Here is a 22,081-nt window from a genome sequence, read left to right as displayed (position 1 = left end):
GGCAACACTCCGCCGTGGCGGCGGGCCGGATGGACCATGGTCGGGACCGGTGTCCCGCCCTCCGGCTGCCAGGGGCCCCGGTGGTTGCCTCGTATTCGCGTCACGTCACGAGACAACAGTCCGCGAGGTCAGCGGACAACCACCTCGCTAGCCCGACTATGACTATCCATTATTCGGACCACCTCCTTTCCGCGTACTCAAGAAGCTATGCGGTCCGTCGCGAAACGGGCAAGTGAATATCGCCGGGTCGTAGTATCGGAGGCATGACCGAGACGCAGTGGCATGAGGAACTCCGCGCCAAGGGCTACCGGGTCACCCCCCAGCGCCAGCTCGTCCTGGAGGCGGTCAAGGAGCTGGAGCACGCCACGCCGGAGGAGATCTGCGTCAAGGTCCGCCAGACGGCGCGCGGGGTGAACATCTCGACCGTCTACCGCACGCTGGAGCTGCTCGAAGAGCTCGGCATGGTCACCCACACCCACCTCGGGCACGGCGCCCCCACCTACCACCTGGCGGCCGAGGCCGACCACGTGCACCTGGTGTGCCGGGGGTGCGACGAGGTGTTCGAGGTGCGGCCCGAGCTGGCGGAGGGGCTGGTCAAGGGGCTGGACGAGGAGCTGGGCTTCGTCGCCGACGTCCACCACCTGACCGTCTTCGGCCGCTGCCGCAACTGCCGCTAGCCCCCGGACAGCCGTGCCGGCGGTGCAGATAGCCTGGAAGACATGCGTAGCCCTCTGCTCGACCTCCCCGGCGCCGTTCCGGCGGACGCCCCTGACTCCGACGTAGCCGCGCACTACGGCGACCTGTTCGCCGAGCAGCGCGCGCTGGTCAAGGGAGAAGCGGTCGTCGACCGCAGCAACCGCGAGGTGATCCGCATCTCCGGCGCGGACCGGTTGAAATGGCTCAACGACCTCACCTCGCAGAAGCTCGACACGCTCAAACCGGGCGAATGGACGCAGACGCTCGACCTCGACCTGCAGGGCCGCGTCCAGCACCACCTCACGCTGACCGACGACGGCGTGAGCATCCTGGCCCACGTCGAGCCGGGCACCGCGCAGAGCCTGATCGACTACCTCGACCGCATGCGGTTCATGCTGCGGGTGGAGGTGTCGGCGGCCGACGACCTGGCCGTGCTGTCCACCGCCACGGAGGACTTCCTGGTGCCGCGCGCCGAGCTCGCCGACCACCTGGGTAAGCCGCTGGCGGGGCTGTGGGCGTACGAGGCCCTGCGCATCGAGGCGCACCGGCCGCGGCTCGGCTTCGAGACCGACCACAAGACGATCCCGCACGAGGTGGGCTGGATCGGCGGGGCCGTACACCTCAGCAAGGGCTGCTACCGCGGGCAGGAGACGGTGGCCCGCGTGCACAACCTGGGGCACCCGCCGCGGCGCCTGGTGTTCCTGCACCTGGACGGCAGCGTCGACACGCTGCCCGCGCACGGCGCTCCCGTGATCTTCGAGAGCCAGGAGGTGGGCGTCGTCGGCTCGGCCGCCCGCCACCACGAGCTCGGCCCGATCGCGCTGGCGGTGATCAAGCGCACGGTCCCGGTGGACGCGCCGCTGCTCGCGGGCGGGGTCGCCGCCGCCCAGGAGGTCATCGTCCCGCCGGACGCCGGCCGCAACGTCACCATCGACCCCTCCCTCCGCCGCCGCATCCGCTGATCAACTTCACCGCGCCGGGCTGAACTCCGGCGGGCATCGCCCCCGTGCCGTGCCGTGTGCCGCGCCCCCCGTCGCGCTGGGCGGGCGGCGCGTCGCAACCGGCGCCGGGCCGGCGGGACGGTGTGCGGTGGTGGCCGGCGCAACGCGCACGGTGCAACGAGTACGGCCGCCCGGGGTCACAGGTCCAGGACGAGGGTGATGGGCCCGTCGTTGACGAGGGCCACCTTCATGTCAGCGCCGAACACCCCGGTCTCCACCCTGGCCCCCAACCCCCGCAGCTCCCCCACCACCGCCTCCACCAACGGCTCCGCCACCGCCCCGGGAGCAGCGGCCTGCCAGGTGGGCCGGCGGCCCTTGCGGGCGTCGCCGTACAGGGTGAACTGGCTGATCACGAGGAGCGGCGCCGACACGTCCGAGCAGGACTTCTCGCCGTGCAGGATGCGCAGCCCCCACAGCTTGGCGGCGAGCTTGGCGGCCTCGGCGCGCGTGTCCGTGTGGGTGACCCCCACCAGGACGAGCAGGCCGGGCTCGCTGATCGCCCCGACCACGCGCCCCTCGACCTCGACCGACGCCGAACTGACTCTCTGTACGACTGCTCGCATGGCATCCCATTCTGGACCAGCACCAAACGCTTCATACACTCATGTCGAAAGGGGAATGTGAAATGTCGTTGATTGTGGAAGTTGTCCGGTCCGGGTTCGTGGAGTCCACGCATCAGGCTCGCATGCTGACCGTGGACGCGGCCGGCCGCCCGGTCGAGACCAGGGGTGCGGTGCACGTGCCGGCCTCGCCACGGTCGTCGATGAAGCCGCTGCAGGCGCTGGGCATGCTCCGCAGCGGCCTGCGCCTGGAGGACGAGCTGCTCGCGCTGGCCTGCGCCTCGCACTCCGGCGAGCCCTTTCACGTGGACGGCGTCAGGAAGATCCTGGCGGGAGCCGGGCTGGACGAGTCGGCGCTGCAGTGCCCCGAGGACTACCCGTTCGACCGCGCGGTGACCGAGCGCGGGCGCGTCTACATGAACTGCTCGGGCAAGCACGCCGCCATGCTGGCCACCTGCGCGGCCAACGACTGGCCGCTGAGCACCTACCTGGAGCCGGCGCATCCGCTGCAGCGGGCGATCCGCGAGACGGTGGAGGAGCTGACCGGGGAGCGGGTGGCGGCCTCCGGGGTGGACGGGTGCGGGGCGCCGCTGTTCTTCGTGTCGATGCTGGGGGTGACCAAGGCGTTCCGGGCGTTCCCGATGTCGTCGGAGGACGCGTACGAGCGCAAGATCTTCGACGCCATGCGCACCTACCCCGAGTGGACCTCCGGCACCGACAGGGCGGAGGCCAGGCTGATGCGGGCGGTGCCCGGGCTGATGCTGAAGGCGGGGGCGGAGGCGTTCGACGCGTTCGTGTTCGAGGACGGGCGCGCCGGCACCGTCAAGATCGAGGACGGTGGCACGCGCGCCCGCGTGCCCGTCACCGTGGCGGCGCTGCGCTCGCTGGGCCTGGACGCGCCCGAGCTGGCCGAGCTGGCCTCCGGGGCGGTCCTGGGCGGCGGGCGGCCGGTCGGCGAGCTCCGGGTGCGCTGAAGCCCCTACTCCGGGTCGGTGGCCACGCGGTCGGCGAGGCGTTCGTAGCGCTGCCTGGCGGCCTGCGGGGTGCCGAGGCCGAGCCCGAAGGCGATGTCCTGCCAGGTCATGTCCCGCCCGCGGGCGAGCTGGAGCAGCGAGGCTTCGAGCGCGTCCAGCTCCCCGCGGACCAGCGGGACGAGGCTCAGCGCGGCGGTGATGTCGGCGTGGTCCACCGCCGCCTCGCCGTCGTCCAGCCGCGCGGCCCCGCTGAGCAGGAACGTGACGAGCCTGACCGCCTCGTGCGGCGCGAGGGCCGACGGGTGGACCTGCCGCTGGCGCTGCTCGTCGGTGGCCGCGTGCCGCTCGGCGATGCGGTGCAGGGACGCGTACACGCGCTGCGCACGTGCCTGCTCGGCCTGCGGGGGGCTGAAGAGCTCGGAAGACATGAGATCACCATGGTGTACCGACACCGCTGCTGTCAACGGTTTGTTTTGAACAAGTTGTTCACTTCCTTGACGCCGGTGTCAAGCTTCTAGCCTGGTCGGGCGTCCCGCCGTGCCGATCGAGGAAGCAGCAGATGAAGTTCGGAATCAGTTACAGCACGCCGCATCACGGCGTGGATCCTGACAAACTCGCCGCGTTCGCCCGGCTGGCCGAGGAGTGCGGGTTCGAGTCGCTGTACGTCCCCGAGCACATCGTGCTGTACCCCGGCGCCAGGATCGGCCACTTCGAGCTGCCGCCTACGCTGCCGTACGCCGACCCGCTCGACGCCCTGACCTTCGTCGCCGCCCACACCGAGCGGATCCTGCTCGGCACCGGCGTGCTGCTGCTGCCGTACCACCACCCGGTGACCCTCGCCAAGCGGCTGGCCACCATCGACGTGCTGTCCAAGGGCAGGATGCGGCTGCTCACCGTGGGCCTCGGCGCCCTGCCGGGCGAGGCGGCGGCGGTGGGGGTCGACTTCGCCGGCCGGGGCCGCCGCGCCGACGAGGCGATCGACGTGCTGCGGCTGCTCTGGGCGGGCGGCGAGGAGGGCGTCGGCTTCACCGGGGAGTTCTTCGACCTGGACGGCCTCTGCAGCTACCCCAAGCCGCACGGGGCCACCACGCTGCCGATCCACGTCGGCGGATCCAGCCGGGCGGCCGCCCGCCGGGCGGGCCTGCGTGGCGACGGCTTCTACCCCGGCGGCAGGCTGCGCCCGGAGGAGCTGGCCGCGCTGTGGGAGCTCGCGCGCACCACCGCCGCCGGGGCGGGCCGCGACCCGGACGCGCTGGAGTACACCCGCTTCGGGGCGATCGACATGCCCGAGGGTCGTGCCGAGGAGCTGGCCGCGCAGGGGGTGACCCGCCTCGTCGTCAGCCCTTCGACCACGGAGCCGGACGAGCAGCGCGCGGAGCTGTCGGCGTTCGCCGAGCGCTTCTTCCTCTAGAGCGAATCCTAGAGCGAACGGAACTGGCGGGTCGCGGAGATGGCGCCCGACGTCGTCTGCGTGAACGTGCGCATCGAGCCGGCGAACTTCGACAGGTCCCACTCCGCGGGCCCGTGGTACCAGTACAGGTTGTCGGCCTGGTGCCCGTTGCCCGTGACGGAGGCCACCACCCGCGACCAGTGCTCCACCCCGTCGAAGATCACCGCGTACGGCAGGTAGCGCGAGAACAGCTCCACCCGGTGCTGCTCGGGCACGTCCCCCAGCTCGCCGGAGAACAGGTACTGCCGGAAGCCCATCGTGTGCGCCAGCGCCGCCGACCCCTTGGCGGTCTTGGCCGGCATGTACTGCCCGCCGGCCGCCAGCGCGCCGCCCGCGATGACCACGGCCAGGCCGAGCAGCCCGTACGTGGTGAACCAGGCCAGCCCCACCGTGGCCAGCAGCCCCACGCCGATGAGCACCACGCCGATCGTGGTCCACCTGGTGCGCTCGGTGTCGGGACGGCGGGCGAACCAGCCCTGCCTGACCACGTCGGCGTAGAGCGCGTCGCGCACCTTGCCGAGGTGGGCCGCGAACGACCCGGACAGCTGCGACAGCAGCACCGCGTCACGCCCGTCGAAGATGGCCTGGTAGAGCGCCAGCTCGTACGGCAGCAGCGCGTTCACCGGCGCGTTCGGCAGCCTGACGAGCATCCAGTCGGGCGCGTCGTACGCCTGCCTGGGCTGCTCGTCGATGCGCAGGTAGCCGCGGACGGCGAGGTCCACGATGGTGGCGGTCACGTCCACCACGTCGGCCTGCTCGTCCACCAGCGTGCCGATCTGGCCGGGGCGCACCCCGTCGGGCGGGGTGAAGTGGCCGTTCTGCACCGGATCGACCTTGCCGCTCTCGTGGCCGGCGACCCGCGCGTCGCGGCCGCGCGTCCAGTAGAGCAGGGCGACGCCGCCGAGCATCAGCACCAGCAGCCCGGCCAGGGCGCCGCCGGTGACGGTGTCGAGCGTGAACGCGGCCGACAGGGAGAACCGCTTCTCCAGGATGGGCTTGCCGCTGCTGGAGCCCTCGGGGTATCCGACGACGACGGTGAGGGCCTGGTCGGAGGCGATGTTCTCCTGCTCGAAGTCGGCCTGCGTGGCGCCGTGGTCCATGGAGGCCGAGGTGCAGCCGATGGCCGAGGTGAGCGCGCCGGCGAAGCAGGACAGGTTCTGGACCTGGCCGGGGCCGGTCACCTTGACCGTGGCCTTGGCGACCGGCTGGTTCCAGCCGTTCACGGCGAACCAGCGCAGCTCCTCGATGCCGCCCGAGGTCGTCACCGCCCCCTTGACGTCGTACTCGACGGTCTGGCCCGTCACGGTGAGCACGTCGCCGGCGAGGGTGCCGCCCTTGACGTTCGAGATCTGGTAGAGGCGGTCGTTGCTGTCGTCGTACCGCGTCCGGGTGATGAACGTGCGCTTGAGCTGCCCGGACGCGCCGCTGATCTTCTCGACCACGTGCAGGGTGCCGTCCTTGCCGAGGGTCATCGTGACCTCGTCCGTTATCCCGGCCTCCGCTGCGAGAGCGGCGGGGGTTGCGGACAACGTCAGAGCGGTGGCCGCCAGGGCGGCCATCGTGAGTCTGATACCCATGGCGGCAAATCGTATCGGTTCGTACTGTCAGTTCAGAGTGATGCTGTTCGCCGCCCGCTGGACGCTCTCCGGTGCGGCGCCCTGGCCGGGGTTCTCGTGGGCCAGCGCCTGGTTCGCGGCGACGAACGGGCGCATGCGCTGCTCGTACCTGTCGTAGGCGTCCGCGCCGCCGGCGCCGAGCTCCTGCGCCAGCACGTACGCGCCCACCAGCGCCAGGCTCGTGCCCTGCCCGGACAGCGGCGAGGCGCAGTACCCCGCGTCGCCCACCAGCGCGACCCGGCCCTTCGTCCAGCGCTCCATCTTCACCTGGGCCATCGAGTCGAAGTAGAAGTCGTCGGCCTTCCACATCGCCTCCAGCAGCCTGGGCGCCTCCCAGACCTGCGAGCAGTGCTCCTGGATGAGCCGCTTCTGCTGGTCGAGGTCGCGGTAGTCGTAGTCGATCTCGCCGGACCTGAAGCCGAGGTTGACCCGCATCTCGGCCGGGTCGCGGTCGCTGAACAGCGCGCCGCCCGCCTCGCCGGCGTTGAACCAGGTCTGCCAGTGGTCGAGGCCGGCGAAGTTGTCCGCGGTGTAGATGGAGACGTAGGTGCCGAGGTGGTGCAGGAACTGCTGCTCGGGGCCGAAGGCGAGCCTGCGCACGTTGGAGTGCAGGCCGTCTGCGCCGATGACGTGGTCGTAGCGGTCGCTCCACCCGCCCTCGAACGTCACCTCGCCGTCCTCGCCCAGCGTGGCGATCGAGTCGCCGTAGACGTAGCGGGCGCCCGCCGAGGCGTCCAGGAGGATGCGGTTGAGGTCGTCCCGCATGATCTCGACGTCGGGGCTGTCGAACCGGCCGCCGCTGAGCGTCTCCTCCTCGCTGCGCATGATCTCGTTGCCGTCGCCGTCCAGCATGTTCATGCCGCGCATGGTGGTGCGCAGCTCGCGGACCCGCTCCAGCACGCCCATCCGCTCGACCACCGTCAGCGCCGCGCCCCTGATGTCCACCGCCTGCCCGCCCTTGCGAGGCGCGGTCGCCCGCTCGACCACCGTCACGTCGAACCCGTGCCGCCCCAGCCAGTACGCCAGGACGGGGCCGCCGATGCTCGCGCCGGAGACGAGAACCTTCTTCATGACTGCGCTCCCTGTGTGTTGACGTTGTACGCAGAACTGAATGTACGTAGTACATACAGCAGGTGGCAAGGATATAGTGGGAAGATCTGTACTAGTACAGGAGGATGGATGGACACCCCGCCCCACGCCCGCATCGCAGCCGACATCAAGCAGCGCATCGCCGACGGCCGGCTCCGCCCCGGCGAGCGCGTGCCCTCGACCAGGCAACTCGCCAGAGACTGGAACGTCGCCCTGGCCACGGCGGCCAAGGCGCTGACCCTGCTGGCGCGCGACGGCGCCGTGGTGGCCGAGCCGCGCGTGGGCACGGTGGTGGCGGAGCGGCCCGGCACCCCGTCCAGACCCCGGCCGGGCGCGACGGCGGAGCACGAGCTGACCCGGCGCCGCGTCGTACGGGCGGCCATCGAGATCGCCGACGCGGAGGGGCTGTCAGAGCTGACGATGCGAGCCGTGGCCGGCCGGCTCGGAGCGGCCACCATGTCCCTCTACCGGCACGTGGGCGGCAAGGACGACCTGGTCATGCTCATGGTGGACGCGGCGTTCGCCGAGTTCCCGCTGCCCGAGGAGCGTCCGGAAGGCTGGCGTGCGCGGCTGGAGACCTCGGCGCGCGTGCAGTGGGCCGCCTACCGGGCGCACCCCTGGATGGCCGGGGCCACCCCGCTGACCCGGCCGGTGCCCTCGGAGGCCCTGCTCCAGCACTCGGAGTTCGTCATGGAGGTGCTGCAGGGCACCGGGCTTGACGCCGCGACCCGGATGTACGTGATGATCCTCATCTACAGCTTCGTGCAGGGCATCGCCGCCCACATCGAGCTGGAGCAGCGGGCCAGGGCGGACACCGGCATCACGGACGAGGAGTGGATGACCGGCCAGGAGGCGTTCCTGGGCGACGTCAAGGCGGCCAACCCGGCCTTCTCGCAGCTGCTCGACGAGCTGGGCGAGTTCGACCTCGACCTCGACCGGCTCTTCGAGTTCGGGCTGCGCTCGCTGCTCGACGGGCTGGCCAGGCTGGTCGAGCCCCGCTAGTCGGAGATCTGGATGCGCAGGCGGCGGAAGCCGCGGCCCTTGCTCTCGATCTTGGCGACCTTGATCCGCCCGATCTGCTTGGTGGAGGCCACGTGGGTGCCGCCGTCGGCCTGCGTGTCCAGGCCCACGATGTCGACGATGCGCACGTCCTCGACGGTCTCCGGCACCAGGTTGGTGGCCGTGCGGATGATGTCGGGGATGGTGAACGCCTCGGCCCTGGGCAGCACCCGCACGTCGATGCGCCGGTCGGCGAGGATCTCGGCGTTGCAGGCGTCCTCCACGGCCTCCTTGAACCCGGGGGGCACCTCGGGCAGGTTGAAGTCCATGCGGGCGCTGAGCTCGTCCATGTTGCCGCCGGTGACCAGGCAGCCGTAGTCGCGGAAGACCACCCCGCACAGCACGTGCAGGCCGGAGTGCGTACGCATGAGGGCCGAACGCCGCTCGTCGGCCACCGCGGCCCGCACCGTGGTGCCGGCCGGCGGGATCGGGTCGCCCTCGGCCGGGATCAGGTAGAGATCGTCACCTTTGCGCACCCCCACGATGCGCGTCTCGACACCCTGCCAGATCAGAACCCCGTGATCCGCCGGCTGGCCGCCCCCTCCCGGATAGAATGCCGACCTGCTCAGCACGATCCCCTCGGGCGTGGCGTCCAGGACGACGGCTTCGAAGTCGCGCAGGCTCTGGTCGGACAGCTCCAGTCTTTCGGTGCGCCCGTGGAGTTCGGTGCTCATGTCGGCAGCCTAGTGCCCTGAGGTGGTCATGCGTGGCCTGATGAGACGCGTCGTGGTGCTCGTCGCGGTGCTGGGGCTGCCGTCGTGCGCGTTCGCGGCGAAACCGGCGCCCGCCGAGCGGCAGGCGCCGGTGATGATGTTCGTGGGCGACAGCTTCACGGTCGGGTCGGGCCCGGTCCCGCCGTGGCAGACGTACGCCTCGCAGACCGCCCGCCTGCTGGGCTGGCAGCCGATCATCGCGGGCGCGGGCGGCACCGGGTTCTGCAACGCGGGGCGGGCGGGCCGCACGTTCCAGCGCTCGTTCGAGGTGGAGCTGGCCTGGCGCCCGGCCCCCGACCTGCTGGTCATCTCGGGCGGCCACAACGACCGCCGCTGGAGCCCCGAGCGGGTGCGCGGGGCCGCCGCGAGCCTGCTGGCCGAGGTGCGCGCGCACTGGCCCGAGACCAGGACGGTGGTGGTCGGCCCCATCTGGATGGGGGAGCCGCCGAAGAAGGCGTACGGGGTGCGCGACGCCGTGGCGGAGGCGGCCAGGGCCGGGAAGGTGTCGTTCCTCGACCCGATGCGCGGGACCTGGCCCAGGGACGCGGTGCTGCCCGACGGCGTGCATCCCACGCTCGCCGGGCACGAGGGCCTGGCCGCCTGGCTGGCGGCCGAGCTGAGGTGATCTCTACCAGGGGCCGTACGGGCCGCTGCTGCCCCGGCCGCCGCCCATGCCCTTGACGGCGGGCTTGACGTCGACGATGTAGATCGTGGCCGCGATGACGGCCGCGATGGAGAACAGCCCGAGGCCGATGCCGATGAACTGGGCGCCGCCGACCACCATGAAGGCCTGGAAGTAGCTCAACGCGCCCGCGGCCGAGAACAACGTGGCGAGACCGAGGATCAGCAGCCACAGGTTCTTCTGCAGCTTGCCCGCCGAGACGAACGCGTTGGCCGGCACCCGGAGCGCGTGCACGAGCGCGTAGATCGACATGCCGAAAATGGCCACGGCGAGCACCAGGAAGAGGAGGTTGAAGACCCCGTTGATCATGTCCATGTAGTCGTCTCCGCCCAACGCCGCGATGCAAACGGCTTCAGCCTAATAGGCGCCCCCGACATGCGGGCACCCCCGAACGGAAAGGCCCGCCTCCCTGCGGGAGACGGGCCGTGGACGTGCGTCAGGCCTGGGCCTTGGTGGAACGGGTCTTCTTGACCGGCTCCACGGGCTCGGCGACGGCCGGCTCGGCGGCCTCCGAGACCTCTTCGAGCTCCAGCGCGGCGGTGCCGGTCGTCTTGCTGACGACCTTGCGGCCGCGCGTGGCGAAGTCCTCGTAGACCTCGGTGGCCCTGTGGGTGAGCTGGTCGGCGTACTCGCGGGCCTTCTCGGGCAGGTCGCGGGCGAAGCCCTCGGCCTTGTCGGCGTACTCGCGAACCTTGACCGGCAGGTCCGTGGCGAGCTCGGAGCGCCGCGACTGCAGCTTGGAGAGCTGCTCAGGCAGCTCGCGCAGCTTCTCCACGGCGAAGTCGCCGGCACCGGCGACGGCGTAGAACGGCTTGGACTCGGTGAGCTTCTTGACCTCGGTGGCGAGCGTCATGGGTTAACCTTCCTTGGTTTCCTGGGTGACGTTGCCGTTGCGTGAGGTCGCCGCATAGGGCTCAAGAGCGGCGAGAAACTCCTCGGGCAGCGGCGCGTCGTCCGAATCGGAGTCATGCCGGGGGCGGGCGTTCTGGGAGGTCTGCTCGTCCTCGGCGTGCTTCTCCTTGCGGAACGACTCGTAGATATCGATCAGCACCTGGCGTTGCCGTTCGCTGAGATGAGCGTCGGCCCTGATCGCGGTGATCACGTCGCTGGGCGGCTCGCGGTCCTCGATGAGGCCCGCCTGCACGTAGAGCGCCTGCGAGGAGATGCGCAGACCTTTGGCGATCTGGTTGAGGATCTCCGCGCTCGGCTTGCGCAGGCCGCGCTCGATCTGGCTCAGATAGGGGTTGGAGACCCCCGCAGCCGCGGCGAGCTGGCGCAGCGAGATCTTCGCTTGCTGCCGCTGCTCGCGGATGTACTCACCGATCGAGCCGACTTTGGGTAGTGCCATGCCCACAGTCTGCCGCGCGGTGCTTGCAATTGCAAACGCGGTGATTAACACCAGCAAGCATCAGAGCTGGAAAACCCACAGGACGGGTGCGGCGGTGACCAACGTCACAGACAGCGCGATGAAGCCGTAACGGACGGACGTGGCCAGCTCGGGAGCGGGCTTGATCAGGCGATCGACCCTGGCCATGACGTTGTGGACGTGCACGCCCAGCATCCCGTGGGGCGTCGGCATGGCCCCCGCGGTGCCGAACCTGAGCAGCGCCGTGGCCAGCCGGCGCGGCGAGCAGTAGCGGCGGGCGCGGTCGTCGGCCGCCATCTCGACCAGCAGCTCGACCTGCGCCTGCGCGTCGGCCACCACCCTCGACCAGGGCAGCGCCCTGCGCAGCGCGGCGAACGGCAGCAGCACCAGGTCGTGCCGCTCGCGTACGTGGGCGGCCTCGTGCGCGAGCACGGCGGCCAGCTCGTCCTCCGACAGCAGCTTGAGCGCGCCCTCGCTGACCACGACCTGCGAGCGCAGCCCCGGCACGCAGTACGCGGCGGCGCTGGGGTGGGCCAGCACCCGCACGCCGGGCACGCCGGGATCGTCGTGCGAGATCAGCGCCAGCAACATGCGGTGCCTGCGACGGGCGCGCAACGCCTGCACGCCCGCGGTGAGCAGCACCGCGACCAGCACCGTCAGCGCGGTGAGCCCCGCGATCAGGGCCAGCACGTGCAGCGCGTCCCACGCCTGCGGCGGCGCCACACCCTGCGCGAACGCGATCAGACCGGGCAGGATCCCCACGTCGTACGGCTGCACGGCGAAGGCGAGCATCGCGCCCGTGGTGGCCAGGCCCCAGCACACGCCGAGGGACTGCCAGAGAATGATGGCCAGCCGGGGGGCGCGTGAGGTCCACCGGGCCGTGGTGAAACGCCAGGAGCCGACCGCGCACGCCGTGGCGAGCGCTGCCAGCGCCGCTGCCGTGATCACTCTTCCTCCAGCTCCGTAAGGGCTCTGCGCAGGATCTCCGCCTCCGTGCCCGACACGGCCTGGGCGAAGCGGGTCAGGGCGGCCGAGCGGTCACCCGTCAGGTCCAACGCCTCCAGCATAAGCTCAGCGATGTATGCGTCGCGGCTTTCCGCCGGTTGGTACCGCCATGCGCGCCCGTCACGGGTGCGCTCGAGGAAACCCTTGCGGGTGAGACGGTCGAGAACGGTCATGACCGTGGTGGGGGCCAGGTCGCGGTCGGCAATCAGCCTGCCGACCTCGCGGGCGGTCAGCGCGTTGCTCTCCGCCCAGAGGATGTCCATGATGCTGCGTTCAAGCTCGCCAAGACCCTTCACGCCCTTCAGGGTAGCTCTACAACGCGTCGAGCTGGCATCCGGGTGGCGAAGACGCCCCCCGATTCGCGCGGGAAACCGCCGGCTGACAGGCTGAGTGAGATGAAGCTCACGCTGGTCCAAGGCGACATCACCGAGCAGCGGGTCGACGCCGTCGTCAACGCCGCCAACTCCTCCCTGCTGGGCGGCGGAGGCGTGGACGGCGCCATCCACCGCCGGGGCGGCCCCGAGATCCTGTCGGAGTGCAGGAAGCTGCGCGCCGGCCACTACGGCAAGGGCCTGCCGGCCGGTCAGGCCGTGGCGACCACGGCCGGGCGGCTGCCCGCCCGGTGGGTGATCCACACGGTCGGCCCCGTCCACTCCGCCTCGGAGGACCGGTCCGGGCTGCTGGCCTCCTGCTACCGCGAGTCGCTGCGCGTGGCCGACACGCTGGGCGCCGCCTCGGTGGCCTTTCCCGCGATCTCGACCGGCCTCTACGGCTGGCCCATGGACGACGCCGCCCGGATCGCCCTGGAGACGGTCCGGACGGCGGGCGCCCAGGTGGAGGACGTGCGGTTCGTGCTGTTCGACGCCGCCGCGTACGCCGCCTTCGAGGCGCGCCTCTAGCTCATGGCGCCCAGGGCGATGCGACGGCCCACGTCACGTCCTGGTCGTAGCTCGCCGCCGCGTCGAAGGCGTGCGAGCCGCCCGGCACCGCGATGTGCACGGCCTCGGCGAAGTGCCGGACGTGGTGGCCGGCGATGTTGTACGAGGCCAGCGTCACCCCGCCGCCCCCGGCCCTGCCCGGCTGGGCGCAGAAGGTGGCGTCCTGGTCGAACAGGGGCGTGCCGTCGCGCGCGTCCTTGCGTACCCGGAAGTCGGCGTGCCGCAGGTAGTGGCCGGGGAAGTTGCGCGACTCGAAGGAGTAGCAGCTCCCCTCGGCCAGCCCCCGCCGCACGTAGAACGTGGCGTCCTCCCTGAGGAGCGGCGGGCTGGTGGCGCTCACCACGTCGGTACGCGCCAGCGAGTCCTGGTGCCGCAGGTACCGGTCGGTGAACCCCGGCGTGGTCACCCGCAGCGACTGGGCCGCCCCCACGGTCAGGCCGGCCCCGCTGCGCCACCACGGCGTACTCGGCAGCCAGGTGACGTCGGCGGCGAACGACGTGGCGGTGTCCCAGGCGTTGGGGCCGCCGCTGCGCGCGATGTAGACGGCGTCGTTGTTGTGGCGCAGGTAGGAGCCGGGCTGGTTGAGCGGCTCCAGCGACACGCCGGTGCCCGCCTGGGCCGCGCGGGCGCAGAACGTGGCGTCCTGGTCGAACAGGGGCGTGCCGTCGCGCGCGTCCTTGCGTACCCGGGAGTTGGCGTGCCGCAGGTAGTGGCCGGGGAAGTTGCGTGACTCGAAGGAGAAGCAGGTGGCGTTCGCCAGGCCGCGCCGGACCCAGAAGGTGGCGTCCAGCTTCAGGGTGTCCGTGCTGCCCGCGGTGACCACGTCCGTGCGGGCCAGGCCGTCCTGGTGGCGCAGGAAGCGGTCGGTGTGGCCGGCGGTGGTGACGCGCAGCGAGACGAGGCCGCCGGCCGTCAGGCCGGTCGCGGACTGGAGGACGGAGCGGTTGACGGTGCGTACGCGGTCCGCGTTCATCTTCGGCACCCGGCGGTCGTACGTCCACAGGCCGTTGACCTCGTTCTCGACGTCCGTGGGCTGGGTGTAGATGGACGCCGACAGGCCGTTGTTCGCGATGAGCGGCTTGAGCTGCTCGTTGATCGAGACGTAGCGGTCGGTCAGCGCCGTGGAGCTCGCGGTCATCTCGTACGCGAAGCCGGTGCCCGGCCACTGGTGGCCGGGGCTGAGCAGGCCGAGGCCGCCGAACTCGCCCAGCACCGCCACCCTGGTCGTGCTGGGCCGCTGCGGCGTGCCGGGGCCGACGTAGATGTGGTCGTCCACCACGTCGCCGTTGCCGCCGTCGAAGCCGCAGCAGTTGGAGCCGGAGTTGTTGTTGACCAGACGGCCGGGGTCCCAGCTCTTGACCAGGTCGGCGATGCGGGCGGGGTCGTACTCGCCCCAGCCCTCGTTGAACGGCACCCACTGCACGATCGAGGTGATCCCGCGCAGGTGGTCCACCATGCGGCGCAGCTCGCTCTCGAAGTTCGTCCTGTCGGCCGTCGAGGGGCTGACGCCGGTGCGCATGGAGGGCATGTCCTGCCAGACCATCAGGCCGAGCCGGTCGGCCCAGTAGTACCAGCGGGCGGGCTCGACCTTGACGTGCTTGCGCACGGTGTTGAAGCCGAGCGCCTTCTGCTGCTCCAGGTCGAAGCGCAGGGCCGCGTCGGTGGGGGCGGTGGAGATGCCGTCGGGCCAGTAGCCCTGGTCGAGGGTGCCGAGCTGGAAGACGAACCGGCCGTTCAGCGCCGGGCGCAGCACGCCGCCGACCATGGCCTTGCCGACCGATCTCATGCCGAAGTAGCCGGTCACGACGTCCCCGCCGCCGGCGCCGGTGAGCGTGACGCGCAGGTCGTACAGGAACGGGTCGTCGGGCGTCCACAGGCGGGCGTCCGGCACCGGGACCCGCAGGTGCGCGCCGATCGCGCCGGTGGCCGTGCCGACCACGTTCCCGCCGGTCAGGACCTCGGCCCTGACCTGCTGTCCCGACGCGCCCGCCGCGTGCACGACGAGGTCGAGCTGCCCGGCCGCGACGTCAGGGGTGGTGTCGAGGCGGGTGATGCTCGCGGCGTTGACCGGCTCCATCCACACGGTCTGCCAGATGCCGGAGTGCGCGGTGTAGAAGATGCCGCCGGGGGAGCGGCGCTGCTTGCCGATCGGGGCGCCCGTCGCGTCCACGGGGGCGTACACGCCGACGATGAGCTCGTTCGAGCCGGAGCGCAGGGCCGGGGTGATGTCGAAGGCGAACGGGTCGTAGCCGCCGGTGTGGGTGCCGACCTGGGTGCCGTTCACCCAGACCCTGGTCTCCCAGCTCACGGCGCCGAAGTTGAGCCGGACGCGGCGGCCCGACCAGCCGGCGGGCACGGTGAACGTCCTGCGGTACCACATGCGGTCCTCGTGCCGCTGGATCCGCGAGAGCCCCGATTCGATCGGGTACGGGACCAGCACCTGCTCGGCGAGGTTCTGGCCGGTGGGCGGGGTGGTGATGGAGCCGGTCGCGGCGAACTGCCACAGGCCGTTGAGGTTCTGCCATTCGGAGCGTACGAGCTGGGGCCGCGGATACTCCGGCAGGGCGTTGTCCGGGGTGACCTCGGCGGTCCATGGGGTGGTGAGCGGGGGCGCGGCCAGCGCCTCCTGCACGGGTAAGGCGACGACTGCTCCTGAGAGGACCAGCACCGCGGTGAGGCGGCGGGCCCAGCCTGAGAATCTGCTCATCTCGGCTCCTTGACGAGGACCGTGCCTGACTTCCCCCGACAGGTTGCGACCGAACTTGAACGAGTTGGATCGCACCGTGACCATATAACGCAGATCACCTGTGCGAAATAGACCATTTACCGGGGATCGACGGCCGCCCACGGAAGGGTCAGCTCACCGAGCCGCCACCGGGCGGGACCGCCCAGCGGCGGATGCGCCGGGACCGGCCAGGACTCGGCGAGCACGCCGACGGCGGCCAGCCACCGCTGCCGCCGCCCATGCGCCCCGTAAGGCGCGCTGACCGCCCAGGCGCGGTCGAAGTCGTTCAAAAACGCGTGGATCCGCTCACCCGGCACGTTCCGGTGGATGAGCGTCTTCGGCAGCCGGTCGGCCAGGTCGGACGGCCGCTCGAAGGCGTCGAACCTGGCCGCGAACGTGATCGTCTCCGGCCCGCGCCGCGACAGCCCCACCCACACCGCCCGGCGGCCGTTCTCCGAACAGGTGCCCTCCACCAGGACGCCGTGCGGAGCCAGCCTGCCCGTCAGCACGTCCCAGTAGTGCCACGCCTCGTCCTCGCCGTACTGCCGCAGCACGTTGAACGCGCGGACCAGCGTCGGCGGGCGCGGGACGGGCAGCTCGAAGCCGCCCAGCCGGAAGCTCAGCCCCTCCCGCTCGTACGGCTTGCCCAGCGCCACCCTGGCCGGGTCGATCTCGACGCCCACCACGTCCACGTCGGGCGCCACCCGGCGCAACCGGGTGAACAGTTCCAGCGTCGTCGTGTGCGAGGCGCCGTACCCGAGGTCCACCACCAGCGGCCGCCCGCCGGCGGCGCCCCGCAGCAGCGGGCCGTGCACCGCCGCGATCCAGCGGTCGCAGCGCCGCAGCCGGTTGTGGCCGGTCGTGCCCCGGGTGATCGTCCCAACCGGTTTAGCCACCGACGCGGTGCACCTTGTGCTGCGCGGCCTGGGCCCGGGGGCGGATGATCAGGCGATCGACGTTCACGTGGGCCGGGCGGGTGACGCACCAGGCGATCGCGTCGGCGACGTCGCCGGCCGTGAGCGGGTCGGGCACGCCCGCGTACACGCGGTCCGCCGCCTCCTGGTCGCCCCTGAACCGGGTGACCGCGAACCCCTCCGTCTGCACCATGCCCGGCGCGATCTCGACGATCCGCACCGGCTGCCCGACCAGCTCCAGGCGGAGCGTCTCCGCCATGGTGCGCTGGGCGTGCTTGGCCGCGACGTAGCCGCCGCCGCCCTCGTAGGCGCCGTGCCCGGCCGTCGAGGTGAGCATCACCAGGACGCCGTCGCCCGACTCGACGAGTTTGGGGATCAACGCCTGGGTCATGCGTAGGGAACCGAGCACGTTCACGTCGTACATGCGCTGCCAGTCGTCCAGCCGGGCGTCGGCCACCTGCTCCAGGCCGAACGCGCCACCGGCGTTGTTGACCAGCACGTCACAACGCTCCAGGCCGGCGGCCAGCGCGTCGACCGACTCCTGAGAGGTCACATCCAGCGTCACCGGCCTGATCGAGGGCACCTCAGCGGCCAGCTTGTCGAGCCGGTCGCGGCGCCGCGCGCCCGCGACGACGTCGTATCCCTCGGCGGCGAGGCGCCGCGCGGTCGCCTCTCCGATCCCGCTGCTCGCACCCGTCACCACAGCCGTCTTCCGCATGCTCCACATCCTAGGAGGTGGCTTCCCTACGCCTAGTTGTGACCGTCTGTCGGGAATGTCGAAAAAATCGGGACAGTTGTATTCCGTCTGGAGGTGGTGTCGAGTGAGGCACTTCGGAGGTGAAGTCGGGTGAGGCGACGACGGGTCAGCCGGGTCGCGACCATCAGCATGCACACATCGCCGCTGGACCAGCCCGGAACGGGCGACGCCGGAGGCATGAACGTGTACATCGTCGAGTCCGCCAGACGACTGGCCCAGCTCGGAGTGGAGGTGGAGATCTTCACCCGGGCCACCGCCCGCGACCTGCCGCCCGTGGCCGAGCTCGCTCCCGGCGTCCTCGTCCGCCACCTCACGGCCGGGCCGTACGAGGAGATGGACCGCGCCGACCTGCCCGCCCAGCTCTGCGCGTTCCTCTCCGAGGTCCTGCGCACCGAGGCCATGTACGACCCGGGCCGCTACGACGTCATCCACTCCCACTACTGGCTGTCCGGCCAGGTCGGCTGGCTGGCCAAGGAACGCTGGGGCGTGCCCCTCGTGCACACCATGCACACCATGGCCAAGGTCAAGAACCTCCTGCTCGCCCAGGGCGACAAACCGGAACCCCAGGCCCGCGTGGTCGGCGAGCAGCAGGTCGTCGAGATCGCCGACCGCCTCGTCGCCAACACCGCCGACGAGGCCCGTGAGCTGATCGACCTGTACGGCGCCCCCGAGCAGCGCGTCGCCGTCGTGAACCCCGGCGTCAACCTCACCCGCTTCCAGCCCGCCTCACAGGGCGCCGCCCGCCACCGGCTCGGCCTGCCGCAGAACGCCCACGTCCTGCTGTTCGTCGGCCGCATCCAGCCGCTCAAGGCCCCCGACGTGCTGCTCCGCGCCGCCTCCAGGATGCTCATCGACGACCCGTCGCTGCGCTCCCGCCTGGTCGTCGCCTGCGTGGGCGGTCCCTCCGGCAACGGCCTGGCCCGCCCCTCCCTCTTGACGGACCTGGCCGCGGAACTCGGCATCGCGGACGTCGTCCGCCTCGTACCTCCCGCGCCGCAGGAGGAGCTGGCCGACTGGTACCGGGCGGCGGACGTCACCGTCGTCCCCTCCTACAGCGAATCGTTCGGCCTGGTGGCGCTGGAGTCGCAGGCCTGCGGCACCCCCGTGGCCGCCGCCGCGGTCGGCGGCCTGCGCACCGCCGTCCGCGACGGAGTCTCCGGCCTGCTCGTCGACGGCCACGACCCGGCCGAATGGGCGCAGGCGCTGCGCCGCTTCGTCACCGCACCCCGCTGGCGCGACCAGCTCTCCCACGGCGCCCGCGCCCACGCGGCCGCCTTCGGCTGGCAGGCCACCGCCGCCCGCCTCATGGAGGTGTACGCCGGAGCCCTCGCCCACATGCACAAAGTGCCCGTCGCCGTGTCCTGACTTTTATTCTGGTCGGCATGCGCGATGTCGTCGAAGCCGCGCTCAAGGCCGCGGACGTCTCCTACGACGAGCCGCGGCCCGGGGCGTTCCTGGCCAAACTGCCCGGACAGCACAAGCTCGCCACCATGACCTGGCTGATCGTGGGCGAGCGCGTGCTGCACGTCGAAGCCTTCTTCTGCCGCCAGCCGGACGAGAACCACACCGAGTTCTACCGGTGGCTGCTCGGCAAGAACGGGTCCATGTACGGGGTGCACTTCTCCCTCGACCCCGTCGGGGACGTCTACCTGGTCGGGCGGGTGCCGCTGGCCGCGGTGAGCGAGGAGGAGATCGATCGGCTGCTGGGGTGCGTGCTGACGTACTCGGACGAATGGTTCGACCGGGCGTTGGAGCTGGGCTTCGCCTCCTCGATCCGGCGGGAGTGGGCCTGGCGCGCCAAGCGCGGCGAATCCCTCGCCAACCTCCAGGCCTTCGCCCGCTTCGCCGACCCTGACCGGTGACGCGCAGCAGGAAGAGAGTGCGGCGGCTCGTCGTCGGGGGCGAGGTCTTTCTCTGGACGGTGGCGCATGATCATCGCGATGGGGAGGGGCGGCTCGGCGAATGCCGGGAGATGCTGAGGTTGCGGGGCGGTCGAGGCCGGTTGCTCATCGTCTTCGAGGGCGGGCCGGGGCGGTTCGTACCCGATGGGTTCGTGCATTCGGGGGCCGTTGGGACCGGGGGGCTGTGGTTGAACCTGCACGAGCCTGGGACCGTACGGGCTCTGCTCGATGAGGCGGTGCGGCGGGGGTGGGACGGCGACGATCCGCGGACGGTGTGTCTCGACGGCTGGGATCTCTTCACCGCGGCCGCCACCCGCATCACCACGGCCGCCACCGGCGTCACCGCGCCTGCGACCCGCATAACCGCGACCGCCACTCGCATCACCTCGACGGCGCCATCCCCGCCCTCCGCCGAATAGGCACGGCCCCGAACTCACTGCCCCGCCTGCTCATCAACTGGCGCGCCTGACCCGTACGGCGGGGTACAGGCAGTGCGGCGCACGCCAGGAGCAGGCATGCACAACTCGTCCGGCGCTTCACCGGGGCGACGTCCAACTGGCACGGCCCGCAACCCCGCGCACTTCCCAAACCATAGGATTGGCCCCATGGCGACTTTGGTGCTGCTTAGGCACGGCGAGAGTGACTGGAACGCGAAGGGCCTGTTCACCGGCTGGGTGGACGTGAGCCTCTCGGCCAAGGGCGAGGACGAGGCCCGCCGCGGCGGCAAACTCCTCCAGGAAGCCGGGCTGAGCCCGGACGTCGTCCACACCAGCCTCCTGACCAGGGCCATCCAGACGGCCCAGCTGGCGTTGGCGGAAGCGGACCTGCTCTGGCTCCCGGTGAAGCGCAGCTGGCGTCTCAACGAACGCCACTACGGCGCCCTCCAGGGCAAGAACAAGGCCCAGACCAGGGAGGAGTTCGGCGACGAGCAGTTCATGCTGTGGCGGCGCTCGTACGACGTCCCGCCGCCCCCCATCGCCGACGACGACGAGTACTCCCAGGCCGGCGACCCCCGCTACGCCCTCCTCCCGCCGGAGCTCATGCCCCGCACGGAGTGCCTGAAGGACGTGGTCGACCGCATGCTCCCGTACTGGTACGACGAGATCGTCCCCGACCTGGCCGCCGGCCGCACCGTCCTCGTCGCCGCCCATGGCAACTCGCTGCGCGCCCTGGTCAAGCACCTGGACGGCATCAGCGACGACGAGATCGCCGGCCTCAACATCCCCACGGGAATCCCCCTCCTGTACGACCTCGACCCCAACTACCGCCCAACCACCCGAGGCGGCAAGTACCTGGACCCGGAGGCCGCCAAGGCCGCCATCGAAGCCGTCGCCAACCAGGGCCGCTAACAACTGCCCGGCCTTCGCGCCCACCGCGCGCTTCGCGCGACGCAGCTTCAGCCACCGCTGTGTGGGGGGCCCGGCCCCCCACCCTCCGGTCCAACTGCTCGGTCTTCGCCCAAGGCGCGCTTCGCGCCACGCAGCCTCAGGCAGCGCCCTGTGGGGGCGGGCCCCATACCCCGGGCGAGTGGCCTGCCGGCCCCTCGCGCTCCCCGGCCCCTGGCCAGGCGCACAAGCCACACCAGGCTGTGCCGACGATCATCGCCTCTCATCGACCGGTCGCCTGCTGAGGCGGTCGCGCTCTGGAAAAGGGGAAACCCATCGAGTCCGCCGTGGACCGGGACAGAACAAGGCGCTGCGTTTCGCGGAGACCGTTCCTGCCCTGTCCGTTCCCCGAGCCCGTGCGGCGGCATAGGGGTTCAGCGGTGCTGGACCCAGACGTTCGCTTCCACGAGCTCGCCGACATCATGCTCCCGGTCGATCATGACAGGGGCGAGCGCCCCTGGCACGATGTACCGGCCCGACTCCGGAAAGGGCAGGCCGGCCCACTCCTCCCACTCCGCGACGGAACCCTGCATGACCATCGAACGCTCCGCCGCACACAACATCCGAGCGCCCATCCGGTGGTGAGTACGAAGCCAAGGATCCAGCGGGGCGCCGTCCGGGCCGGTCCACGTCATGAACCGGGCCATGGGCGTCAAGGGATAGCGCGCCTTCAGCGCCGGCCGGACCGGTGCGATCACCCGAGTAAGCCCCGCCCGCGTACCCGCGTCGGCGAGGTGCAGGAGCATCAGCGCGGCCAGTCCCTGCCCCTGTAGGTCCGGCCGGACCTGGGCGGCGGCGATGACCATGGTGTCGGCCCGGCCGTTCGCTTCGCGCAGTTCGACCGCTTGGCGCAACGCGTCGTCGTAGCCGCCGGGCAGGTCGCCGATGGTGCCGTCCCAGCCCACGGGGACACCCCATCCTCCTGCGGCTATCTGGTCGTCCGCGTCCAGGAGGAGCAGGCTCAGGTGGGCGAAGAAGGCCTGTACGCGTTCGAGATATCGATCAGCGATCCGGTCGTGGAAGATGAACTCGGGCCAACCGGCGCTGAAGATGGTGTTCGCCTGCTCGTGCAGGTCGGGGCGGTCGGCGAAGACGACAGGGCGAAGGTCCACGGCTGTGCAGCCTACGCAGAGCGGGGCAGCGGGCACGAGGGGGCGGTGCAGCCGGTCAGAAGGTGCGGGGCTGGCGGTGCCGGACGAGCCCGCGCGGATCGAATGACGTGGCCCGGCGAAGGGGCGGCCTGGCCGGGT

The 22,081-nt window shown here is 71.2% G+C and carries 25 protein-coding genes; 11 read left to right on the top strand and 14 right to left on the bottom strand.

Annotation, left to right across the window (positions count from 1 at the left end):
* The first annotated feature begins 263 nt into the window (after window positions 1-263).
* Both HD593_RS53115 and ygfZ read left to right on the top strand, forming a co-directional pair.
* A complete protein-coding gene (locus HD593_RS53115) occupies window positions 264-677 on the top strand; it encodes a Fur family transcriptional regulator (RefSeq protein WP_185110434.1) in 414 nt (137 codons plus the stop codon).
* 42 nt (window positions 678-719) lie between these two features.
* Complete coding sequence (ygfZ, locus tag HD593_RS53110; RefSeq protein ID WP_185110433.1) at window positions 720-1,658, top strand: CAF17-like 4Fe-4S cluster assembly/insertion protein YgfZ; 939 nt, start codon at window positions 720-722, stop codon at window positions 1,656-1,658.
* Window positions 1,659-1,834: 176 nt separating this feature from the next.
* Here ygfZ and dtd read toward each other — a convergent pair whose 3' ends face one another.
* Complete coding sequence (dtd, locus tag HD593_RS53105; RefSeq protein ID WP_185110432.1) at window positions 1,835-2,260, bottom strand: D-aminoacyl-tRNA deacylase; 426 nt, start codon at window positions 2,258-2,260, stop codon at window positions 1,835-1,837.
* A gap of 62 nt (window positions 2,261-2,322) precedes the next feature.
* On the opposite strand from dtd, the gene HD593_RS53100 reads away from it, so the two are divergent.
* Window positions 2,323-3,231, top strand: a complete 909-nt coding sequence (locus tag HD593_RS53100; RefSeq protein WP_185110431.1) for an asparaginase — start codon at window positions 2,323-2,325, stop codon at window positions 3,229-3,231.
* A 5-nt stretch (window positions 3,232-3,236) separates the two neighbouring features.
* Here HD593_RS53100 and HD593_RS53095 read toward each other — a convergent pair whose 3' ends face one another.
* Window positions 3,237-3,659 (bottom strand): DNA-binding protein, encoded by a 423-nt coding sequence (locus HD593_RS53095; protein ID WP_185110430.1) that lies wholly within the window; start codon window positions 3,657-3,659, stop codon window positions 3,237-3,239.
* A 131-nt stretch (window positions 3,660-3,790) separates the two neighbouring features.
* Between HD593_RS53095 and HD593_RS53090 the strand changes: the two genes are divergently transcribed.
* Window positions 3,791-4,642 (top strand): TIGR03619 family F420-dependent LLM class oxidoreductase, encoded by an 852-nt coding sequence (locus HD593_RS53090; RefSeq protein WP_185110429.1) that lies wholly within the window; start codon window positions 3,791-3,793, stop codon window positions 4,640-4,642.
* Window positions 4,643-4,650: 8 nt separating this feature from the next.
* On the opposite strand, the gene HD593_RS53085 is transcribed toward HD593_RS53090, so the two are convergent.
* Both HD593_RS53085 and HD593_RS53080 read right to left on the bottom strand, forming a co-directional pair.
* Window positions 4,651-6,258: a DUF2207 domain-containing protein gene (locus tag HD593_RS53085; RefSeq protein ID WP_246547225.1), complete on the bottom strand. Its 1,608-nt coding sequence runs from the start codon at window positions 6,256-6,258 to the stop codon at window positions 4,651-4,653.
* 27 nt (window positions 6,259-6,285) lie between these two features.
* On the bottom strand, window positions 6,286-7,368 hold the full coding sequence (locus HD593_RS53080; RefSeq protein ID WP_185110428.1) for an FAD-dependent monooxygenase: 1,083 nt from the start codon (window positions 7,366-7,368) through the stop codon (window positions 6,286-6,288).
* Window positions 7,369-7,476: 108 nt separating this feature from the next.
* Between HD593_RS53080 and HD593_RS53075 the strand changes: the two genes are divergently transcribed.
* Window positions 7,477-8,388: a TetR/AcrR family transcriptional regulator C-terminal domain-containing protein gene (locus tag HD593_RS53075; RefSeq protein WP_185110427.1), complete on the top strand. Its 912-nt coding sequence runs from the start codon at window positions 7,477-7,479 to the stop codon at window positions 8,386-8,388.
* Here HD593_RS53075 and HD593_RS53070 read toward each other — a convergent pair.
* Window positions 8,385-9,119 carry an alanyl-tRNA editing protein gene (locus HD593_RS53070; protein ID WP_185110426.1) on the bottom strand — a complete coding sequence of 245 codons (735 nt, stop codon included), beginning with the start codon at window positions 9,117-9,119 and terminating at the stop codon, window positions 8,385-8,387. The two genes, HD593_RS53075 and HD593_RS53070, sit on opposite strands and share 4 nt — an antisense overlap.
* Before the next feature lie 40 nt (window positions 9,120-9,159).
* Between HD593_RS53070 and HD593_RS53065 the strand changes: the two genes are divergently transcribed.
* On the top strand, window positions 9,160-9,783 hold the full coding sequence (locus HD593_RS53065; protein WP_185110425.1) for an SGNH/GDSL hydrolase family protein: 624 nt from the start codon (window positions 9,160-9,162) through the stop codon (window positions 9,781-9,783).
* A gap of 3 nt (window positions 9,784-9,786) precedes the next feature.
* Here HD593_RS53065 and HD593_RS53060 read toward each other — a convergent pair whose 3' ends face one another.
* The 5 genes from HD593_RS53060 to HD593_RS53040 all read right to left on the bottom strand — a co-directional run bounded on the left by HD593_RS53060 (window position 9,787) and on the right by HD593_RS53040 (window position 12,507).
* Entirely contained in the window at window positions 9,787-10,155 is a 369-nt protein-coding gene (locus HD593_RS53060) for a DUF2516 family protein (protein ID WP_185110424.1), read from the bottom strand.
* 121 nt (window positions 10,156-10,276) lie between these two features.
* Window positions 10,277-10,693, bottom strand: coding sequence for a hypothetical protein (locus HD593_RS53055; RefSeq protein WP_185110423.1), 417 nt, complete (start codon window positions 10,691-10,693; stop codon window positions 10,277-10,279).
* Window positions 10,694-10,696: 3 nt separating this feature from the next.
* Window positions 10,697-11,188 carry a helix-turn-helix domain-containing protein gene (locus tag HD593_RS53050; RefSeq protein WP_185110422.1) on the bottom strand — a complete coding sequence of 164 codons (492 nt, stop codon included), beginning with the start codon at window positions 11,186-11,188 and terminating at the stop codon, window positions 10,697-10,699.
* Window positions 11,189-11,248: 60 nt separating this feature from the next.
* Window positions 11,249-12,154: a M56 family metallopeptidase gene (locus HD593_RS53045; protein WP_185110421.1), complete on the bottom strand. Its 906-nt coding sequence runs from the start codon at window positions 12,152-12,154 to the stop codon at window positions 11,249-11,251.
* Window positions 12,151-12,507, bottom strand: coding sequence for a BlaI/MecI/CopY family transcriptional regulator (locus HD593_RS53040; RefSeq protein WP_080043346.1), 357 nt, complete (start codon window positions 12,505-12,507; stop codon window positions 12,151-12,153). The genes HD593_RS53045 and HD593_RS53040 overlap by 4 nt, the downstream gene beginning before the upstream one ends.
* A 99-nt stretch (window positions 12,508-12,606) precedes the next feature.
* Between HD593_RS53040 and HD593_RS53035 the strand changes: the two genes are divergently transcribed.
* The gene (locus HD593_RS53035; protein ID WP_185110420.1) at window positions 12,607-13,110 is read left to right on the top strand and encodes an O-acetyl-ADP-ribose deacetylase; all 504 of its coding nucleotides are present in this window, start codon (window positions 12,607-12,609) and stop codon (window positions 13,108-13,110) included.
* A 1-nt stretch (window position 13,111) separates the two neighbouring features.
* On the opposite strand, the gene HD593_RS53030 is transcribed toward HD593_RS53035, so the two are convergent.
* From HD593_RS53030 to HD593_RS53020, 3 genes are all read right to left on the bottom strand, one after another.
* Entirely contained in the window at window positions 13,112-15,856 is a 2,745-nt protein-coding gene (locus HD593_RS53030) for an AbfB domain-containing protein (protein WP_185110419.1), read from the bottom strand.
* 116 nt (window positions 15,857-15,972) lie between these two features.
* A complete protein-coding gene (locus tag HD593_RS53025) occupies window positions 15,973-16,770 on the bottom strand; it encodes a class I SAM-dependent methyltransferase (protein WP_185110418.1) in 798 nt (265 codons plus the stop codon).
* Window positions 16,763-17,506: an SDR family NAD(P)-dependent oxidoreductase gene (locus HD593_RS53020; protein WP_185110417.1), complete on the bottom strand. Its 744-nt coding sequence runs from the start codon at window positions 17,504-17,506 to the stop codon at window positions 16,763-16,765. The genes HD593_RS53025 and HD593_RS53020 overlap by 8 nt, the downstream gene beginning before the upstream one ends.
* Before the next feature lie 129 nt (window positions 17,507-17,635).
* Here HD593_RS53020 and mshA point away from each other — a divergent pair, with 129 nt between their 5' ends.
* From mshA to HD593_RS53000, 4 genes are all read left to right on the top strand, one after another.
* Window positions 17,636-18,910, top strand: coding sequence for a D-inositol-3-phosphate glycosyltransferase (mshA, locus tag HD593_RS53015; RefSeq protein ID WP_312904366.1), 1,275 nt, complete (start codon window positions 17,636-17,638; stop codon window positions 18,908-18,910).
* Between the two features lie 17 nt (window positions 18,911-18,927).
* Window positions 18,928-19,407 (top strand): type III secretion system chaperone family protein, encoded by a 480-nt coding sequence (locus HD593_RS53010; RefSeq protein ID WP_185110416.1) that lies wholly within the window; start codon window positions 18,928-18,930, stop codon window positions 19,405-19,407.
* Between the two features lie 17 nt (window positions 19,408-19,424).
* On the top strand, window positions 19,425-19,865 hold the full coding sequence (locus HD593_RS53005) for a hypothetical protein (protein WP_185110415.1): 441 nt from the start codon (window positions 19,425-19,427) through the stop codon (window positions 19,863-19,865).
* Window positions 19,866-20,051: 186 nt separating this feature from the next.
* Window positions 20,052-20,795 carry a phosphoglyceromutase gene (locus tag HD593_RS53000; RefSeq protein WP_185110414.1) on the top strand — a complete coding sequence of 248 codons (744 nt, stop codon included), beginning with the start codon at window positions 20,052-20,054 and terminating at the stop codon, window positions 20,793-20,795.
* Between the two features lie 410 nt (window positions 20,796-21,205).
* On the opposite strand, the gene HD593_RS52995 is transcribed toward HD593_RS53000, so the two are convergent.
* Window positions 21,206-21,943, bottom strand: coding sequence for a hypothetical protein (locus HD593_RS52995; RefSeq protein ID WP_185110413.1), 738 nt, complete (start codon window positions 21,941-21,943; stop codon window positions 21,206-21,208).
* Window positions 21,944-22,081 lie beyond the last annotated feature (138 nt).

Origin of the sequence: Nonomuraea rubra (assembly GCF_014207985.1) — a bacterium.
Classification (GTDB): Bacteria; Actinomycetota; Actinomycetes; order Streptosporangiales; family Streptosporangiaceae; genus Nonomuraea; species Nonomuraea rubra.
Note: the sequence above shows the minus strand (reverse complement) of the source record. Positions and strands in the feature narration are given on the sequence as shown.

What these genes read in the sequence shown, in the direction of transcription:
- HD593_RS53115 (WP_185110434.1), top strand. Translation starts at nt 264, where the DNA reads ATGACCGAGACGCAGTGGCATGAGGAACTCCGCGCCAAGGGCTACCGG.
- ygfZ (WP_185110433.1), top strand. Translation starts at nt 720, where the DNA reads ATGCGTAGCCCTCTGCTCGACCTCCCCGGCGCCGTTCCGGCGGACGCC.
- dtd (WP_185110432.1), bottom strand. Translation starts at nt 2,260, where the DNA reads ATGCGAGCAGTCGTACAGAGAGTCAGTTCGGCGTCGGTCGAGGTCGAG.
- HD593_RS53100 (WP_185110431.1), top strand. Translation starts at nt 2,323, where the DNA reads ATGTCGTTGATTGTGGAAGTTGTCCGGTCCGGGTTCGTGGAGTCCACG.
- HD593_RS53095 (WP_185110430.1), bottom strand. Translation starts at nt 3,659, where the DNA reads ATGTCTTCCGAGCTCTTCAGCCCCCCGCAGGCCGAGCAGGCACGTGCG.
- HD593_RS53090 (WP_185110429.1), top strand. Translation starts at nt 3,791, where the DNA reads ATGAAGTTCGGAATCAGTTACAGCACGCCGCATCACGGCGTGGATCCT.
- HD593_RS53085 (WP_246547225.1), bottom strand. Translation starts at nt 6,258, where the DNA reads ATGGGTATCAGACTCACGATGGCCGCCCTGGCGGCCACCGCTCTGACG.
- HD593_RS53080 (WP_185110428.1), bottom strand. Translation starts at nt 7,368, where the DNA reads ATGAAGAAGGTTCTCGTCTCCGGCGCGAGCATCGGCGGCCCCGTCCTG.
- HD593_RS53075 (WP_185110427.1), top strand. Translation starts at nt 7,477, where the DNA reads ATGGACACCCCGCCCCACGCCCGCATCGCAGCCGACATCAAGCAGCGC.
- HD593_RS53070 (WP_185110426.1), bottom strand. Translation starts at nt 9,119, where the DNA reads ATGAGCACCGAACTCCACGGGCGCACCGAAAGACTGGAGCTGTCCGAC.
- HD593_RS53065 (WP_185110425.1), top strand. Translation starts at nt 9,160, where the DNA reads ATGAGACGCGTCGTGGTGCTCGTCGCGGTGCTGGGGCTGCCGTCGTGC.
- HD593_RS53060 (WP_185110424.1), bottom strand. Translation starts at nt 10,155, where the DNA reads ATGGACATGATCAACGGGGTCTTCAACCTCCTCTTCCTGGTGCTCGCC.
- HD593_RS53055 (WP_185110423.1), bottom strand. Translation starts at nt 10,693, where the DNA reads ATGACGCTCGCCACCGAGGTCAAGAAGCTCACCGAGTCCAAGCCGTTC.
- HD593_RS53050 (WP_185110422.1), bottom strand. Translation starts at nt 11,188, where the DNA reads ATGGCACTACCCAAAGTCGGCTCGATCGGTGAGTACATCCGCGAGCAG.
- HD593_RS53035 (WP_185110420.1), top strand. Translation starts at nt 12,607, where the DNA reads ATGAAGCTCACGCTGGTCCAAGGCGACATCACCGAGCAGCGGGTCGAC.
- HD593_RS53030 (WP_185110419.1), bottom strand. Translation starts at nt 15,856, where the DNA reads ATGAGCAGATTCTCAGGCTGGGCCCGCCGCCTCACCGCGGTGCTGGTC.
- HD593_RS53020 (WP_185110417.1), bottom strand. Translation starts at nt 17,506, where the DNA reads ATGCGGAAGACGGCTGTGGTGACGGGTGCGAGCAGCGGGATCGGAGAG.
- HD593_RS53010 (WP_185110416.1), top strand. Translation starts at nt 18,928, where the DNA reads ATGCGCGATGTCGTCGAAGCCGCGCTCAAGGCCGCGGACGTCTCCTAC.
- HD593_RS53000 (WP_185110414.1), top strand. Translation starts at nt 20,052, where the DNA reads ATGGCGACTTTGGTGCTGCTTAGGCACGGCGAGAGTGACTGGAACGCG.